The 17,356-nt window shown below is 54.1% G+C and carries 12 protein-coding genes; 9 read left to right on the forward strand and 3 right to left on the reverse strand.

Features of this window, described 5'->3' with window-relative positions; all coding sequences use genetic code 11:
• The first annotated feature begins 252 nt into the window (after positions 1–252).
• Genes FJ964_RS14325 through FJ964_RS14365 form a run of 9 tightly spaced genes read left to right on the forward strand, consistent with a single transcriptional unit; the run spans position 253 to position 13,045 of the window.
• Complete coding sequence (locus tag FJ964_RS14325) at positions 253–1,686, forward strand: phosphomannomutase (RefSeq protein WP_140550976.1); 1,434 nt, start codon at positions 253–255, stop codon at positions 1,684–1,686.
• Entirely contained in the window at positions 1,683–3,098 is a 1,416-nt protein-coding gene (locus tag FJ964_RS14330; protein WP_140550977.1) for a mannose-1-phosphate guanylyltransferase/mannose-6-phosphate isomerase, read from the forward strand. Before FJ964_RS14325 ends, FJ964_RS14330 begins: the two co-directional genes overlap by 4 nt.
• Positions 3,099–3,155: 57 nt before the next feature.
• Positions 3,156–4,145, forward strand: a complete 990-nt coding sequence (gene gmd, locus FJ964_RS14335) for a GDP-mannose 4,6-dehydratase (protein WP_140550978.1) — start codon at positions 3,156–3,158, stop codon at positions 4,143–4,145.
• On the forward strand, positions 4,120–5,121 hold the full coding sequence (locus FJ964_RS14340) for a GDP-mannose 4,6-dehydratase (RefSeq protein WP_224713277.1): 1,002 nt from the start codon (positions 4,120–4,122) through the stop codon (positions 5,119–5,121). The genes gmd and FJ964_RS14340 overlap by 26 nt, the downstream gene beginning before the upstream one ends.
• 27 nt (positions 5,122–5,148) lie before the next feature.
• A complete protein-coding gene (locus tag FJ964_RS14345) occupies positions 5,149–5,934 on the forward strand; it encodes an ABC transporter permease (RefSeq protein ID WP_140550980.1) in 786 nt (261 codons plus the stop codon).
• Between the two features lie 8 nt (positions 5,935–5,942).
• Positions 5,943–7,181, forward strand: coding sequence for an ABC transporter ATP-binding protein (locus FJ964_RS14350; RefSeq protein ID WP_224713290.1), 1,239 nt, complete (start codon positions 5,943–5,945; stop codon positions 7,179–7,181).
• Positions 7,168–8,028 (forward strand): FkbM family methyltransferase, encoded by an 861-nt coding sequence (locus FJ964_RS14355; protein WP_181172471.1) that lies wholly within the window; start codon positions 7,168–7,170, stop codon positions 8,026–8,028. The genes FJ964_RS14350 and FJ964_RS14355 overlap by 14 nt, the downstream gene beginning before the upstream one ends.
• Positions 8,028–9,407: an FkbM family methyltransferase gene (locus tag FJ964_RS14360; RefSeq protein WP_140550983.1), complete on the forward strand. Its 1,380-nt coding sequence runs from the start codon at positions 8,028–8,030 to the stop codon at positions 9,405–9,407. Before FJ964_RS14355 ends, FJ964_RS14360 begins: the two co-directional genes overlap by 1 nt.
• Entirely contained in the window at positions 9,407–13,045 is a 3,639-nt protein-coding gene (locus FJ964_RS14365) for a glycosyltransferase (RefSeq protein WP_140550984.1), read from the forward strand. Before FJ964_RS14360 ends, FJ964_RS14365 begins: the two co-directional genes overlap by 1 nt.
• Positions 13,046–14,075: 1,030 nt before the next feature.
• Here the strand turns inward: FJ964_RS14365 and FJ964_RS14375 are convergent.
• Genes FJ964_RS14375 through FJ964_RS14385 form a run of 3 tightly spaced genes read right to left on the reverse strand, consistent with a single transcriptional unit; the run spans position 14,076 to position 17,278 of the window.
• Positions 14,076–15,848, reverse strand: a complete 1,773-nt coding sequence (locus FJ964_RS14375; RefSeq protein WP_140550986.1) for a hypothetical protein — start codon at positions 15,846–15,848, stop codon at positions 14,076–14,078.
• Complete coding sequence (locus FJ964_RS14380) at positions 15,835–16,728, reverse strand: hypothetical protein (RefSeq protein ID WP_140550987.1); 894 nt, start codon at positions 16,726–16,728, stop codon at positions 15,835–15,837. The genes FJ964_RS14375 and FJ964_RS14380 overlap by 14 nt, the downstream gene beginning before the upstream one ends.
• Positions 16,715–17,278 (reverse strand): class I SAM-dependent methyltransferase, encoded by a 564-nt coding sequence (locus tag FJ964_RS14385; RefSeq protein WP_140550988.1) that lies wholly within the window; start codon positions 17,276–17,278, stop codon positions 16,715–16,717. Before FJ964_RS14385 ends, FJ964_RS14380 begins: the two co-directional genes overlap by 14 nt.
• Between the last annotated feature and the right edge of the window lie 78 nt (positions 17,279–17,356).

The raw sequence follows: 17,356 nt of genomic DNA on the forward strand, positions 1-17,356 counted from the left end.
TTGCCCTTGGGGCGCTCTGCTCTCGCAGCTATGCGCCTATGGTTCCGCAGATATCAGGCGATTAGAGAATCGCCAGCAGCGCGATCGTGAGGCTGTCTACTCGTGACGCCTAACCGCTCTCACCTGTCGACGAGGCTGGGAATGCGCTGTGGGTAGCTGGAAGGAAAGGTGAACCGCTCGAAGCGATTTTGCGGTTGACAGCGAAGTCTGCTGCAATATGACGGTCTTCCCTTTACCAGCCAAAGCGAAGTGATGAAGTTTGGATCAAGTGGCCTGCGAGGGTTGGCTTCAGAATTAGTCGGGAAACCCAGCGGCCTTTATACGGAGGCTTTTGCTTGGCGTCTCGCTGCCGATGGGGTCCGATCGAAGGCCAAGGTGTTCGTAGGTCGCGACTTGCGCGATAGCAGTCCGACGATCGCCGCCAACTGCATGGCTGCTTTGGCGGCAAGTGGGTTTCAACCGATCGATTGCGGTGCCATTCCAACGCCAGCCTTGGCGTTGTATGCCGGGCAGCACGACGCAGCGGCGCTCATGGTTACGGGTTCGCACATCCCTGCGGACCGCAATGGCATCAAGTTCTATAGCCCGCGGGGCGAGATCACCAAGGCCGATGAAGCCGCTATGGCACACTATGCTGCCGAACGGCTAGACGCCTATTGCCCCCCGCCGCCAATAGGCACGGCTTTGCCGGGGCATCACGACAACGCGATCGCCGCCTATCGCGCGCGCGCCGGCGACATCTTGGAGCCTGGGTCCCTTTCGGGCCTGAGGCTCGGCGTCTATCAGCACAGCTCGGTCGCGGCGGATCTTCTGGTGGAGGTTCTCCGATCCTTGGGCGCAGATGTGACACCTGTCGGGAAATCGGAGACCTTCGTACCCGTCGATACCGAAGCCGTTGACGAAACCACAATCGCAAAGTTCAAGGGTTGGGCGCGAGAATTCCATCTCGACGCCATCGTGTCGACCGATGCCGATGCTGATCGGCCACTGATTGCCGATGAGAATGGTGACCTGTTTCGCGGCGACCTGATCGGCCTCGCCACGGCTCTGTTCCTGCGGGCTGACATTGTGGTGACGCCCGTGACTTCCAATTCAGGTATTTCGAAAGCCTTCGGTTTTACGGTTCTGAGAACGAAAGTCGGATCTCCCTTCGTCGTCGAAGCCATGGAAGCCTCACACCATCCCGAGAAAATCATTGTGGGCTTTGAAGCCAATGGTGGCGTTCTCTTGGGGTCGGACTGTTCGCTACACGGAAGGACATTGACGGCATTGCCGACACGGGATTCACTGCTCCCCATCCTGGCTGTCCTCGGAATGGTCGCGTCGACAAGAAAATCGCTGTCAGGTCTGCGCGCGTTGTGGAATCTTCCGGCCTGTGCAAGCGAACGCCTTGAGAATTTCCCAGTGGAGAGTTCGCGCAGCTTGATGCGTCGGCTCGCGGATCGGCCTGCACTGCAGCGATTTCTGGCCCCGTTCGGGACTGTTGCTGAAGTTGACGAGACCGACGGCCTAAGGACACAAATGCTGACTGGCGAGATCATCCATCTGCGGCCGTCCGGCAACGCGCCTGAACTTCGCTGTTATTCGGAGGCAGCAGACCCAGGCAGAGCGAGAGCGATTGTGGCGCTGACGCTCGACAGGGCGCGGGCAATCGCATCCACAAACGAAGCAGAGGTCATTTCATGAAAGTGGTTCCCGTCATCATCAGCGGTGGAGCCGGATCGCGACTATGGCCTGCCTCAAGGCAATCGCACCCCAAGCCTTTTCTTAAAGTGGCGGATGGGCATTCGCTTATTCAGCACACGGTGCTGCGCGCCGCGTCGATTGAGGGAGTGGTGGAACTCGTGGCCGTAACGTCCGGGGACCACCTTTTCCTCACAAAGGACGACTTCGACGAACTGGATTCGGTTGTGTTGCCGCGTACGTTTCTGCTCGAGCCGGAAGGCCGGGATACGGCCGCTGCCGTGGCGGCAGCCACTGTCCATGCCAAGGCAACGCAGGGCCCTGATGCGATTCTATGCGTCTTCCCGGCCGATCACATGATTGGCAACCTGCCTGCATTTCTTGACGCTATGGGCCGGGCCATCGAATACGCAAAACTGGGGCGGATTGCCACATTGGGCATCAGCCCGACAAGACCGGACACGGCATTCGGCTACATCGAAGCCGATGGTGAGAAAGTCGTCCGCTTCGTTGAAAAGCCGGATCTCGACACAGCCAAGGCCTATGTCGAATCCAAACGCTTCTTCTGGAACGCGGGCATCTTCTGCTTCAGCGCGCAACGCATGCTGGATGAGATGGCTTTGCATTGCCCTGAAGTGATCCAGGCAGTTTCCGACAGTTATGAGAACGGCCGATTCAGTCAAGGCGAAGGCTTTGCGAAGATCGAACTCGCGCCCGAGCATTTTGGCTCCGCTCCGCGTATCTCTCTCGATCACGCGGTTATGGAGAAGACAAACAATCTTGCCGTGGTTCCTTGCGACATGGATTGGAACGACATCGGATCTTGGAACGCGATGGCCGATTTGATCGCTCCTGACGAAAGCGGGAACAGGCTACGCGGCGATGTTCACATGGTCGACACCACCGGCAGCTACGTAAGTTCCGACAAGCGCGTCATCGGTACGGTCGGGGTCAGCGATCTGGTGATCGTCGATTCTCCCGACGCATTGCTTGTCGCCTCCCGCGATCGCGTTCAGGACGTCAAGAAGCTGTTCGAGGGCCTCAAGGCTTCCGGGCATGAGGCACATCTGGTCCACAGCACCGTACATAGGCCGTGGGGCACCTATACGGTTCTGGAGGAAGGCGAGCGCTTCAAAATCAAACGCATCGAGGTGAAACCCGGCAGACGTTTGAGCCTGCAGATGCACTACCATCGTTCCGAGCACTGGGTCGTGGTCAGCGGCTCCGCGAAAATAGTCAACGGCGACCAGGAGCTGTTCCTGGCGACAAACGAGTCAACCTACATCCCCTGCGGTCATAAACACAGGCTTGAGAACCCGGGCCGGATTGACCTGGTGATCATTGAAGTGCAAAGCGGCGATTATCTCGGCGAGGACGATATCGTGCGTTTTGACGACGTATACGGCCGCGCCTGATAATCCATTGGCTCACGGTGCTGGGCGACCAATCACCGGATAAAACCGAGAACATCGATGACAAAGACAGCTTTGATTACCGGAATCACCGGGCAGGACGGCGCCTATCTGGCAGAGCTTCTGCTTGCCAAAGGCTATGAGGTTCACGGACTTGCACGGCGTTCAAGCACCGCCGATGTGAACACCACGCGCCTGAAGTGGCTTGGCATCGAGAAAGACGTTCGGATCGTGGACGGAAACCTGACGGATTTGTCTGGTCTGGTCAGAACAATGCGCGATGTGAAGCCGGATGAAGTTTACAATCTTGCCGCCCAATCTTTCGTCAAGTCATCGTGGCAGCAGCCGATCCTGACGGGCAACGTCACCGGCATAGGCGTGACCAATGTGCTTGAGGCAATTCGCCTGGAATCGCCCGAAGCGCGTTTTTATCAGGCCTCGTCCTCGGAAATGTACGGCCTTATCCAGGAGCCGATGCAATCGGAAACCACACCTTTCCACCCACGCTCTCCTTATGCGGTGGCGAAGCTCTACGGCCATTGGATCACGATCAATTATCGCGAAAGTTTCGGCCTGCATGCCTCAAGCGGCATTCTGTTCAATCATGAATCTCCGCTTCGCGGCATTGAGTTCGTCACCCGCAAAGTCACTGATGCGGTCGCACGCATCAAGAAGGGCATGGCAAAGGAATTGCGTCTCGGCAACATCGACGCCAAGCGTGACTGGGGTCATTCCAAGGACTATGTCCGCGCCATGTGGCTGATGGTGCAGCAGGACCAGCCGGATGATTACGTGGTCGCGACAGGCAGGACAACAACTGTGCGCGACATGTGTCGAATCGCATTCGAACACGTTGGGCTCAAGATGGATGACCACCTTGTGATCGATCCGGAACTATTCAGACCGGCCGAGGTCGAAATTCTGCTCGGAAATCCCGCTAAGGCAAAGCAGAAGCTGGGATGGGAGGCGACGACCTCGCTGGAAGCGATGATCCGCGAAATGGTGGACGCGGACCTCGACCGCCATGCCAACCCGCCGAGACGCGGGTAATCGGAAAGCCGTTTTTGCCAACATGTTCGGCACGTTGACGCATCGCATCCTGATAACCGGGGCCAGTGGGTTCGTCGGCACGACACTCTTGCAGTTGCTGGAGCGTGAGCACGGTTCCTGCGAGGTTTTTGCTTTTGGTCACGGCGAAGGGCAAAACCCGATCGATCTGCTGGACCAGGACGCGGTCGACACGGCCGTTCAGAAGGTACAGCCCACCGCGCTTATCCATCTGGCAGCGGTCGCCGCGCCTTCCGATGCGCGCAATGCGCCACGGCATGCCTGGAACGTCAATGTTACGGGAACCATGAATCTTGCCGAATCCGTGATGCGTCACGCCCCGAAGGCCCGGTTCATCTACATCGGCAGTTCGGAAGCCTATGGCGCCTCGTTCCAGAGCGTGGCCGGCCCGGTGACGGAGAGTGCATCGCTTCGGCCGATGACCGTCTACGGTGCCACCAAAGCGGCCGCGGACCTAATGGTCGGGCAAATGGCATATGACGGTCTGCGCGCCATCCGCTTTCGCCCGTTCAACCATACCGGCCCAGGCCAGTCCGATGCCTACGTTGTCTCCGCCTTCGCGCGCCAAGTTGCAGAGATCGCGTCGGGCAAGATCAAGCCAATCATTCATGTCGGCAATCTCGAAGCCGAGCGCGACTTCCTCGATGTTCGCGACGTGGTGCGCGCCTATGCGAAATCCGCGACGATGGATCTGGAGGACGGACCGGACCATGTCTACAACATCGCATCCGGGCAGCCCCGAAAAATCCGAGACATACTGGATATGCTTGTCGCGCAATCGGACATCGATATCGAAGTGCGCGCCGATCCGGAAAAATTTCGCCCAAACGACATCCCTGTTGCCTCGGGTGATGCGACAAAGGCGCGCGAAAGGCTGAATTGGAAGCCTCTAGTGCCATTCGAGCAGACACTAAGCGACGTTTTGGGGTATTGGCACCGGATATGTAGCGCCCGTTGACTGCGAGGCGCGCAAGGGATCGATCATATGTTCCGAAGCCTATGGCAGTACCGCCATTTCATCATGTCCTCCATCAGAGGCGACCTAAAAGGGCGTTTCGTGCGGTCGCGCCTGGGCGGCCTATGGTTCATCCTTCACCCGCTTGCGCAGGCCGTCATCTTCTCGATCGTTCTTTCGGAAGTTCTCAAGGCACGGCTGCCGGACACGGATAGTCCCGCCGCCTACCCGATCTATCTCCTGTCGGGCATGGCCGCATGGACGCTGTTCAGCGAGATTCTCACGCGCAGCATGACCGTCTTCATCGAGCAGGCGCCCGTGATGAAGAAGATTGCCTTTCCGCGTTTGTGCCTCCCCGTGATCGTCGGGGGCACGGCGCTGATCAATCACCTGCTGCTGCTCATCGCGCTCTTTATCATCTTCATTTTCCTCGGGCATATTCCGGGCCGCGCTTTGGTCTTGCTGCCAATCGGGATCATCTTGATTGCGGCGATCGGCTTCGGCCTTGGCGTGATTCTCGGCGTGATGAACGTGTTCATTCGAGATGTTGCGCAGGTTATGATGATAGTGCTGCAGCTCTGGTACTGGCTGACGCCGATCGTGTATCCGGCTAATGTACTGCCGGAAAGGTACAGTTTCGTGTTGGATATCAATCCGGTAGCGCCCTTGGTGGCACTTTACCAGGATGCGCTGTTGTTCAACCGCTGGCCGAGCCCGGAAAGCCTGATCATGCCGGCAGTCCTGGGTCTCGTGAGCGTGAGCTTTGCGATGATTTTCTTTCGGCGTGCAAGCCCCGAACTCATCGACGTGCTGTAACCATGACCATGCTTTCCGTCAGCCATTTGTCGAAGCGCTATGCGAATTATGCAAGCAACCTCGAAAGGTTCGCGGGCTGGTTCGGTGCGCCGGTCAAGCCAACGGAGGAATTCTGGCCGGTCAGGGACATCTCGTTTTCGCTTGCGGCCGGAGAGGCGCTCGGTCTCATCGGGCAGAACGGCGCCGGCAAGAGCACGCTTCTGAAGTTGATCACCGGCACGGTGCGCCCGACCGAAGGCGTGGCACATGTCGGCGGCCGCGTCAGCGCCATTCTGGAACTCGGCCTTGGCTTCAATCCCGAATTCACCGGACGGCAGAACGCATTCCATGCCGGCGGGCTGATGGGTCTTTCACAGGCACGGCTGACCGAACTCATGCCTCACATCGAGGACTTCGCCGAGATCGGTGACTTCTTCGATCAGCCGCTGCGAACCTATTCGAGCGGCATGCAGGCGCGCCTGGCCTTTGCGCTAGCCACCGCGGAGCGACCGGAAATGCTGATCGTCGACGAAGTGCTTTCGGTTGGCGACAGCTATTTCCAGCACAAGAGCTTCGACCGGATACGCAGCTTCAGGGCGGCGGGCACATCGATCATTCTGGTCACCCACAGTCTGGGCGACGTGAGATCATTGTGCGACCGGGTCATTCTGCTGGACAAAGGGCATGTGCTGAAGGACGGGCCGCCTGACGAGGTGATCGACTATTACAATGCCCTGATTGCGGCCAAGGAGAACGATAAGCTGACCGTGGAACAGCGGCGGGAAAAAGATGGTTGGGCCTTCACCAGATCGGGAACGTTTCAGGTCAAGGCGTCGGCACTGGAACTCCTCGACGCAGAGAGCCGTGAGCCGGTGAAGGTTGCACGCCTTGGGCAGTCTCTGGTCTTGAGGCTGGTCGCTAAGGTGGAGGCGGATGTTTCCCGCCTTGTGCTTGGCCTTATGCTACGCGACCGTACCGGCCACGTCGTGTGGGGCACCAACACTTGGCACACGCAGCAAGCTCTCCAGGATGTAAAGGCAGGCGAGGAGATCGAATTCCAGCTGCCTTTCACTTGTACTCTAGGCCCAGGCTCTTATTCCTTCTCGCTGTCGTTAGCCAGTTCAGACACCCACCTGGAGAACAATTACGAGTGGCAGGATAATGCACAGGTGTTCGACGTAATTAATGCGACGCGCCCGTTCTTCATCGGAACGTCCGCACTTGACGCCCGGTTCGTCATCGGTGATCTGCAACATGAACGAACTTGAACGGGCCATAATGACGAGCAGTTGTCTCGATTGCGCCAGCATCCCGAAGGTATCGGAGGCAGGGTGCATTGTGGACAGGCCAAACGGCCCGGTTCAGATCATGCACAATGGCTTGCAGGTGAAAGCAGGAGGATACCACGGCGACTGGATGGCGCAGATCATCCGCTCGCTACAGGGGCATCACGAGCCGCAGGAGGAACTGGTCTTTCACCACATCCTGCGTTACGCACGTCACAATTCGCTGATCGTGGAGTTGGGCGCTTATTGGAGCTACTATAGCTTATGGTATTTGAATGAGATTCCCGGTTCGTCGGCAATTTGCATCGAACCAGACCCGAATAATCTTCGGTTGGGCCAATACAATGCGAGCCTGAATGGGCTTGAGGATCGCATCGATTTTCACAATGGCTGCGTCGGTGGCGAGAGCCGCGAAAGGGTCGAGTTGCGTTGTGAATCGGACGGACAAATGCATACATTGCCTTGTCTCGACATGGCAGCGGTATCCAGATTGGCCAATGAACGGACGATCGAGATTTTGCATATGGACGTACAGGGAGCGGAGCTGCCCTTCATTCGCTCAATGGTTTCAGCGGCAGAGCACAAACGGCTGCGATTTGTGATCGTCTCGACACATCACAGCAGCATTTCGGGCTCGCGAACCACGCATGTCGATTGCAGGCAATCATTGCTGGAGCTAGGAGGGGTCATCCTGGCCGAGCATGACGTGCAGCAGTCATACAGCGGCGACGGATTGATCGCGGCGAGCTTCTTTCCCGAAGATCGGCGCATCGAACTTCCGCCCATGTCGCTGAACAAGGCTCATCTTTCGCTGTTTCCTGAGCTCTGATGATCACCTCATACGCTCAGAATTTCGAAGACGTCATCTTGTGGCGTGCCCTCAAGTCGGTTGAACGCGGGTTCTATATCGACATTGGCGCTCAGGATCCGGTCGAGCATTCTGTAAGTCTCTCCTTTTACGAGCAAGGTTGGCGCGGGGTGCATGTGGAGCCCACCCCCCATTATGCCAACAAATTGCGCGCTGCGCGCCCGGATGAGGAGGTGATCGAGACAGCGATCGGTCTGGAGACCGGTCTTCTGACCTTCCATGAATTTCCGGGAACCGGCCTCAGTACTGGGGACCCTGTCATTGCCAAGCAGCATGCCGAAGCCGGATTTGAGGTCAAAGAGATTTCGGTGCCACTTGTCAGCCTCCAGGATCTCCTAAATCGCAATGCCGAGAGGGACGTTCACTGGCTCAAGATTGATGTCGAGGGCATGGAATCGGCGGTCATCGAGAGCTGGGGTTCTTCGCCGGTTCGTCCCTGGATCGTCGTTGTGGAAAGTACCAAACCACTTACGAAAGAGGAGAGCTACGACGAATGGGATCCCCACCTGAAGGAACTGGGTTATGAATTTGTCTATTTCGACGGCTTAAATCGCTTTTACATCAGCGAAACCCACCCCGAACTGAAAAACTCATTCGGGCCTGGGCCGAACTATTTCGACGAGTTCGTTCTTCCCGTTTCCAGCAAGTCCAATATGCTTTCGCCGATTCGGCAGGAACTGGATGCGCGTGAAGACGAAATTGTTCGCCTCCAGCAACAATTGGCGGACATGGACGATGTAACCGCGAGGCAATTGGCTGATGGACAAGCTGCCATTGAGGAACGGGATGCCGAAATCGCTCGGCTCGCTTCCATTGCCGTGGAAAATGGCGAGACTATAGCAAATTTAAAATATGAGCTGCGGGTAGAAAAATCGCGCACTCACGATTGGTGGTTAAAATCTGAAGCTCAACAAAGGCAAATAGAAGAGATTTATCGAAGCACGTCATGGAAACTGATGGGGCCCTATCGCCGAATTGGCAGGATGTCGAAGAGAGTTTTTTCCGCCACTCACTTGGGCCGACTAAAGACAAAAAGAGATTACCTTGCGATTCGTGTTATTCGTTTCATTATGCAGAGACCACAATTGAGGGCTTTTTTAGCTAAACAACTAAGGCGCTATCCACCATTATTCAATCGTTTTCGCGATTTCGCAATTGCCAAAATTATATCTGACAATCGCTTGCCTGGCACATCGCCTGGTTTTTTAAAATATTCCAAACCCTATTTTCATTCCACTGGACCAACTCCTGACATCAATCCTAGAATATTGAGGTCGTCCGTTGCCAACAGAATTTTTCTGGATCTCGAGCAAGCTTTAAAGAGAAGAAAAAAAGTCTAATGCGAATTGCTCTTGATCTCCAAGGCGCGCAAACCGAAAGTCGATTTCGAGGAATTGGCCGCTATACCATCTCTCTCGCGGAAGCGATCTATCGCAACCGTGGAGCCCATGAGGTATGCTTTGTACTAAACGGGAATATGCCAGAATCGGTTGATCTCATCTTCAGCACTCTTGGCAATGTTGTGCCACATCACTCTTTTCACATTTGGAACGGGCCTGATCGCCGCCTCGGTGATAACTGGTATGATGTCGGCTGGCGAAAATCGGCCTCTGAAAAAATATTTGAAGCTTTCACCGAATCACTTCATGCGGATATCATCCACATAAGTAGCTTGTTTGAGGGGTTCAGCGACCACTCAGCTTCTAGTGTACGGCACCCGCCAGGGTCGTCCCTAGTGGCAACTACTCTTTACGACCTAATCCCATATATATACAGAGATATGTATATTCCGTCCGGAATGCCGTCGGAGAAGTTCTATCTAGACAAGATTGACCATCTTAAAAGATCTGATATATGCTTAGCGATATCAGACTATACCGCCAACGAAGCTGTCTCTCTTCTTTCCTTGGAGAAGAAAAAAGTATTCAACATATCAGGATCAACGTCTGATGAATTTAAGAAAATTGCTCAATTTAATAAAAACGAGGCCGCCAAGGAATTCTCTTTAAGTCGAGAATTGGTTTTATATACTGGTGGAATCGACTTTCGTAAGAATATCGATCGGTTGCTTGGCGCATTTGCTGCCCTCCCCGTCGATATTCGTCGCCAACATGTCCTAGGAATTGCCGGAAAGATGGGGGAACTCCCTGCGGCACAGCTAAGGACCAAAGCGTACTCGTTGGGCCTGACCGACGATAATTTTCGGCTCTTTGGCTATGTGAGCGATCCCGAACTTGTAGCGCTTTACAATATATGTCGGCTCTTTGTCTTTCCGTCTTTGCATGAAGGCTTCGGTCTTCCCGCATTGGAGGCAATGAAATGCGGGGCTCCCACCATTGCTGCCGGAACAACAAGTGTTCCAGAAGTCGTGGGCTGGGACAAAGCGCTTTTCGATCCGATGGACGTACGGTCCATTTCGGACAAAATGCTGGCAGCTCTTACCGATGACGAGTTTCGCGAAGAGCTATCGCTACGCGGGTTGGACCGTGCGCGTTTATTTTCCTGGGATATGTCCGCGGAGAAGGCGATCGGAGCATTCGAGAGCGCACTCAGCCAATCTGACCGAGCCGCCGTAAAGGGTGGGATCGACCTTGGATATCGGGCCTTAATCGACTCCATTGCATCAATTGACGGAGCTACAGAGGAAGATCTTCTGTGTACTGCAGAAGCCATAGGAGCCAGCTTCCGAGATACAAGAAGGCGTGAAGCGCCTCTCGACTTGTCGAAAAAGCTAAAGTGGCGAGTCGAAGGACCGTTCGACAGTAGCTATAGTTTAGCGCTACTTAATCGAGAGACAGCGCGCGCGCTATCGGAATTGGGCCACGATGTGGCGCTGTTCTCCACAGAGGGACCGGGCGACTTCTTACCAAATTCGCATTATCTGGCTCAGAATCCGGATCTCAATGCTATGTGGATTCGATCCCGAGAGCTTGGGGAAAGGGACGTCGATGTAACCAGTCGCATTCTCTATCCGCCGCGCGTCCAGGACATGGTTAGTCCGATCAACATGCTGCACCACTATGCCTGGGAAGAATCTGGCTTTCCTCTCGAATGGGTAGAAGAGTTCAACAAGCATTTGCAGGCGATCACGTGTCTCTCGCCTCATGTAGAAAAAATTCTTATCGATCACGGCGTCACTGTACCATTGTCGGTTTCCGGATGCGGCATCGACCATTGGGATCGTGTAATTGCGGACCCCACGTTTAAGCTGCCACCTGCCCGCTTCAAGTTTCTGCACGTGTCTTCCTGCTTTCCCCGAAAGGGTGCGGACCTGTTGTTGGACGCCTACGGGAGAGCCTTTTCATCGCGGGACAATGTTGTCCTGATCATAAAGACATTCCCAAATCCACATAATGAGATTGACCGCTGGTTTCGAGAGGCTGTTGGCGACCGCCCCGATTTTCCAAAAGTTGAGATAATCATCGAGGACTTTGATAATTCGCGTCTAAAGGCGCTGTATGAAGCGTGCGATGTTCTGGTAGCTCCAAGTCGTGCTGAAGGATTTGGGCTGCCTATGGCTGAGGCTATGATGTCAGGCCTCCCTGTAATTACGACAGCTTGGGGGGGGCAACTTGATTTTTGCAAACCGGAAATAGCTTGGCTGGTCGACTATCATTTCGAAAGAGCGCAAACACATTTCGGCTTGAGCGACTCCGTTTGGGCCACGGCAAATATCAGTCACTTGGCTGACACCATGCGCGGAGTTTTCGAACTACCGAAGGAGGAATTGACGCAGCGTGCCGCTCTCGGACGGAAGAAACTCCTACGAGAATTTCGCTGGACTGGAGTTGCTCAACGCCTTGTGGAAGCCGCAGCGGGATCCTTGTCCGGAACACAACGGAAAGAGCCCTCGATCGGATGGATGTCTACCTGGAAAAAAACCTGCGGTATCGCGGGATACTCAGAGCACCTGCTAGCAGAGTTTTCCAAGAGGCCAGTCATCTTTGGCACAACCGATTCAGCCGTCAACCTTCCAAAAGAAAAAATATTTCGGTGCTGGTCAGAAAGCGGACCTTTGGACGAAATTTCCAATTTAATTCGAGAAAAAACGATAGATGTACTAGTCATACAGTTTAATTATGCTTTTTTTGAATTTAATGAATTTTCATATTTTGTCAAAGAGCAGATAAATCGAGGAATTATTGTTGTAGTAGTTCTTCATTCAACTTTTGATCATCCTGCAACTCCATACAAAAAGCTCATCCACATTGCCGAAGCTCTATCGATCTGCCACAGACTTCTCGTTCATTCTGTAGATGATATGAACCGCCTAAAGGACGTCGGCTTGGTCGATAATGTCACATTGTTTCCACATGGGCTGATCGAGATGTCCGAAAGGCCCTCGCAGCATGTGGGGCACCGCGCCGCCGAAAGGTCTTACCTCCTCGCTTCGTATGGTTTTTTTCTACCTCACAAAGGACTTCACACACTTATCCGAGCAGTAGGCCTGCTTCGGAAGAATGGCGTCGAAGTGAGACTCCGGATGGTGAACGCAGAGTACGCCAACCCACAATCGCGTCAGCTTATTAATCAAGCCCTCGAATTGATTAACGATTTGGGATTGGATCGGCACGTGGAAATTCATACCGAGTTCCTGGATGACCAAGAAAGCCTCGCACTTTTGGCCGATGCGGATTTAATTGTTTTCCCGTACGAGAATACTGGCGAATCCTCAAGTGCGGCCGTTCGTCATGGAATTGCCGCTGAGCGGCCTGTGGCTGTTACTCCACTTCCGATTTTCGATGACGTTCGTGAAGCGGTGTTTGAATTGCCAGGTCACGATGCGGAGTCGATTTCCGTCGGAATTCGAAACCTTCTTGCCGAGCTTGCCATTAATTCTAGCTCCGCCAAACAGAAAGCCAGTGATGCGGAGCGTTGGCGTGCGGCGCACCAACAAAAACGCCTGTCGGCGCGGCTGGAGGGGATGCTTAAGGCACTTCACAACAAGCACCATCACGACAGTTGGCTTGGTTCATGAACCGGAGGATCAGGTCAAAGTTGCGAACAATTAGTTAGTCCGCCGCACATATGTTCATTCCAAACGAGGTGGTATCAAACTTCGCCACACGGAGCTTGAGGTGCCCGTCTGAAGAGTACGGGGGCAAGTCGATATGCAGGTCCAGCGGCTGATCGCCAGGGGAAAAGTTTATGGCGGGGACGCTATGACCTTTGGATGCAAGCGACTTAGCGAGCGCCTCGATGTCGCGGCGACGATAGATAGAGAGGGTCGGACTCTCCATGGTTGCACCATTCGATGAGACATTAAATTCCGTTGTGTGTACTGCCAACCCGCCAGAGCGCAAACACCTCATTGAGTTCTCTATGAAAGACATTCCATGCTGCAGACTGCCTAGATGTTCCAAGCTGCAGCTTGACCAAAGGAAGTCGAAGCCCACAAGGTCGACTGGTATTGCGTTCATGTCGACAGCACGAAACGCGACACGTTGGCTAAACAAGTCGGCCGGGCAGTGCCCCGGATAGCGAAGTGCTTCGAGCGACGCAGCATGTTGATCAGTTTCTATCCACCCCGCAGCAGCCGCCTCATCCCCACCCAGATCCGTGGCGACAATTAAGGCCCCTGCGCCTGCGAAGTTTGCTACTAGAGGCTCACGGCCCACGCCGAAACCAAGACCGCGCTTCCCCTCGAGGGACCCGAAGTAAGAAAGCAGGGCAGAGCGGATGTAGGCCCATTCCCATAGCTTCCTGTGCTTCACCCCTGCTGGAAGGAAGAGGGCCCGCGATGCCTCAATGTACGCATCCTCTTCGAATTGTACCGCCGTGCACATCTGCCACACGGGATCTTTCAGGGTCGGGCCATCCGGTGGTATTTGACGGGGCTGCTTTGACCCCCAAGATTTAGGACGCCAGTTCATTCCGCCCCCTGAGTTTTGCCTTTTCGTACAGTCAGGCGACAATTCCTTGCATAGGGAATCTTGCTTCGCAACATCTTCAGAACTCCAAGAGGCAACGCCGGCGCTCGTCTGAATCCGAAGGTGGTGCTACTATCCTCATGGTATCGGTGGAGAGACAGGAGGCGTGGGTTTGAGACGAACAAAAGCGAAGTTCTCATCGCGCGTTATATCGACCACTCCGGACGATTGCATCTGGTCTAAATAGGGTTGCATCTCGTCGTAGTACTCAGCGGTCCGCGGCCAGTGATGCGCAGCCCATAACAAATCCATGTACGGTATCGCTGCGACGTCGGCGTCTTGCTCCGTGAGCAGCCGCAACACTTTCTTTCCGAATTCTGGTCCTGTCTTGCCGGGCTCAAAGGCAAGCATTGTGTCAGGCCAACCGGCCATCGCGACAGTAAGGTTCTTGTCGCCACCAATGTTGTACGTCCGAATATCCAATTTGCTGGTCATATAGTTGGCAAAAAAATCGTTCCGAAACGGCAGAAAGGCGACCCTTTCCCCCGGTCGAAAGATTGGCCGTAGACTTTCAACATAGCGATCGATTCCGACTATCATCTCCCGGGCCTGAACATTATCCGCGATAACGGCACGCGTCGGCATGTTGAAAGCAATACCAGCCAATATAATTGCAATTGTAGTCCCCGGCTGCACGCGACGACTCGCCACATGCAAAGCGAGCAATGCCCACGCTCCAAACATGCCAAGCGCCACCCAGCGATAACTGGCGCGCATGTTGTTAAACCCGGGAACATATGTTGAAAGGAATTCCGTTCCAGTTCGCCACGGTGCGTACTGAAGAGGCATCAGCGGACCGAAATCGCCATCAGGCCTAAGCACATTCCATTTGAACGATGGCCCCAACGCCATATAGAAACCGCACAAGCCGATAAGCAGAAATGCAGCTTTCAACTTGATGTCGGATGACCTAGTCGCCAAGGCATAGAACGCAGCTATGATTAACATCAATGCGAACGAGGCATTAAATACTGAGCCATCGCCGAAATAGTTAATCTCCTGACGAAAAGCACTGAGGCCGACAGAATCAGGAAGCCATAGCGCCCCTTGAGTAGGAATGAAAAAAAACTCTATATTTGATCCGAACGCTCGGAAAAAATCCAGATCCTCTGGCTCAAAGCTTGGCCTTCCGATGTAGGCCGTATACAATAAATAAGAAGTTGCAAATGCTGCTCCTGTGACCGGAAAACATTTATACAATATCTCGTTGCGTTCGGTCGAACTGGTCGCAAAACTAACGAGGAGCGAAATTGCCACTCCCGAGGCAAACATCATGAAGCTATATCCATCCATGAAGGCTGCGGACAGAGTGGCTCCGAAGAACAAGACGGATGATCGCAGATTTTGCTCGTAGCGCACCAACCGCAATGCGGTGTAGAAATACGCTGGCAAAAGCGCAAATCCGAGGGATACCATGGAATAATCTGCGTGCTGCCATATGACAGGTAGCGTGAGCCATAGCAGAGCGCACAGAAGCGAAATCCCGCCCCTGCCTCCGATAAGGCGCACAAACCTGTACGCCCCATAAAATGCGACAGCGAGCCACATCGAGAATGCCAGCGAATATGCGTCGGCGGGGGGGACGCCGATTTTTAGGAAAAAAGCGGTTGGCAAGGCCGCAGCAAGTCCAAATGAGATCGCCGCGGGGTCCGGCAAGCCAAAATTTGTCGCGTAAATCGAAAAGCCATTTGCGAAGGACTGTGCGAAGCCCAGCGTCCAGACAGCCTGACCAGTTGTGGGCACCATCAACCCAGGGAGAGCTCCATTTACAAACAAGCCGATAAAAAAGGCGAGCGCGGCGAGCAGGCCGAATCCGACTTTGTAAGAGGTGGTCCCATCAGTCTCGTTCATTGGTCGTCCCATACAGTCGACCGGCGATCAGCCCGCCAACAAAAAATAGAAGATCGCCCAGGACAGTGATCATTCGTCCAATCACCACCGCTAGAAGAATGACCGAGCTGGGGCTGAGCCCGTCGAGCAGAAAGAGCAGAACGGCTTCCCTGACCCCGATGCCTGCCGGCGCGCCTGGGGTTAAAAGTCCCGCAAGCCAGGCAATTACATATGCACCGGCTATCGCCGGATAGAGGCTAAGGTCGCTCGAACCACCGGCAAGGCTGTAGGCGACAACGAAGATCGCGCCAGAAACAGCAAGATAAGAGGCATAGAACGCCACTGACCTCGCGAGAGTCGATCCGAACAACCATCCTGTCAGCAGGAGAAGTGCTGCAGCAAGAATAAAAAATAAGGGTAAGCTAGTGGTCCAACCAACGTCTAGAAACACGAATGGTGACACGAGGGGGACAAACAAAATCGTAGACGCTGCGATTATCAGCAATTCCAAAACGGACGACTTTGCAAGCGGGGCGTTACTGATACCGGCGGCGACCCCCAATGCCTGTCTGCCGACCAGTTGGAAAACATTACCTGGAACGTATTTCGCCAGTTGTGAAGTGGCGTAAGCCCACACTGCCCAACGAAATGGTCGCTCTACACCTACATAAACAAGAATTTCCTGCCAGCCGAAAGCAAGTAAAATACTCGAAATTCCGCATATAAATGAGACAAATATTAGAAACACTAAATCTAGTGTGTCAAAATTTCGGAAACTTATCTCACTGCCATACAATACTATTTTATAAAAAACGAAAAACAGAGCAAACAACGCCAATGAAAATCCAAGAGCCCTAATATTGTCTCTAACAAACCTCTCTATTGTTTTATAAATCATCATGCGTGAACGAAAAAACCTGATTCGCTCCAAAAAGAAAGCGTCGGTAGCTAACCATCTTTAAACCTACCGAGCGTCCAGCATCCGATAGCTTCTTTTTATCCAACAGGTCTTCATGCTCTTCGTTCGCACTTCGACTGAAAACACCGATTCGAGAACCTACCCAATGGACCCAATCCATCGAGGGATGAGGCGTCGTACAGACAATTCGTGCAGCCGGGGCGCGCACTAGGTTTGATTTCAAAGTCGCCAAGAAAGTGCGAGGATCCTTTACGTGCTCGATTACCGCCAAAGCAGCAATGGTGTCGAACACTCCAACGGCCAGATGTTCCGCCTGGACAAATTTATGCGAAGGATATTTCTTTCTAGCAGCCGCGATCGATACTGGATCCAGGTCGATCCCTACATAGTTCCGGCTGTCAACAAGCTCCGCCAACGCACCATTGCCACAACCGACGTCCAATACGCGGCCTTTTATGTATTCTCTAACAGCGAAAATTCGCTGCCGCTTCAAGAATGGGGAAAGCACCCCCTCGGTCGCTTGGTCAGCCAATTTCTATACCCTGGATGTTTTTCACAATGCAAAAAGGTACCGATTCAGTCGGAACCCTGCATAAGGACGGACTGGCAC

This window comes from Mesorhizobium sp. B2-3-2 (assembly GCF_006442295.1).
In the GTDB taxonomy this organism is placed as follows: Bacteria; Pseudomonadota; Alphaproteobacteria; order Rhizobiales; family Rhizobiaceae; genus Mesorhizobium.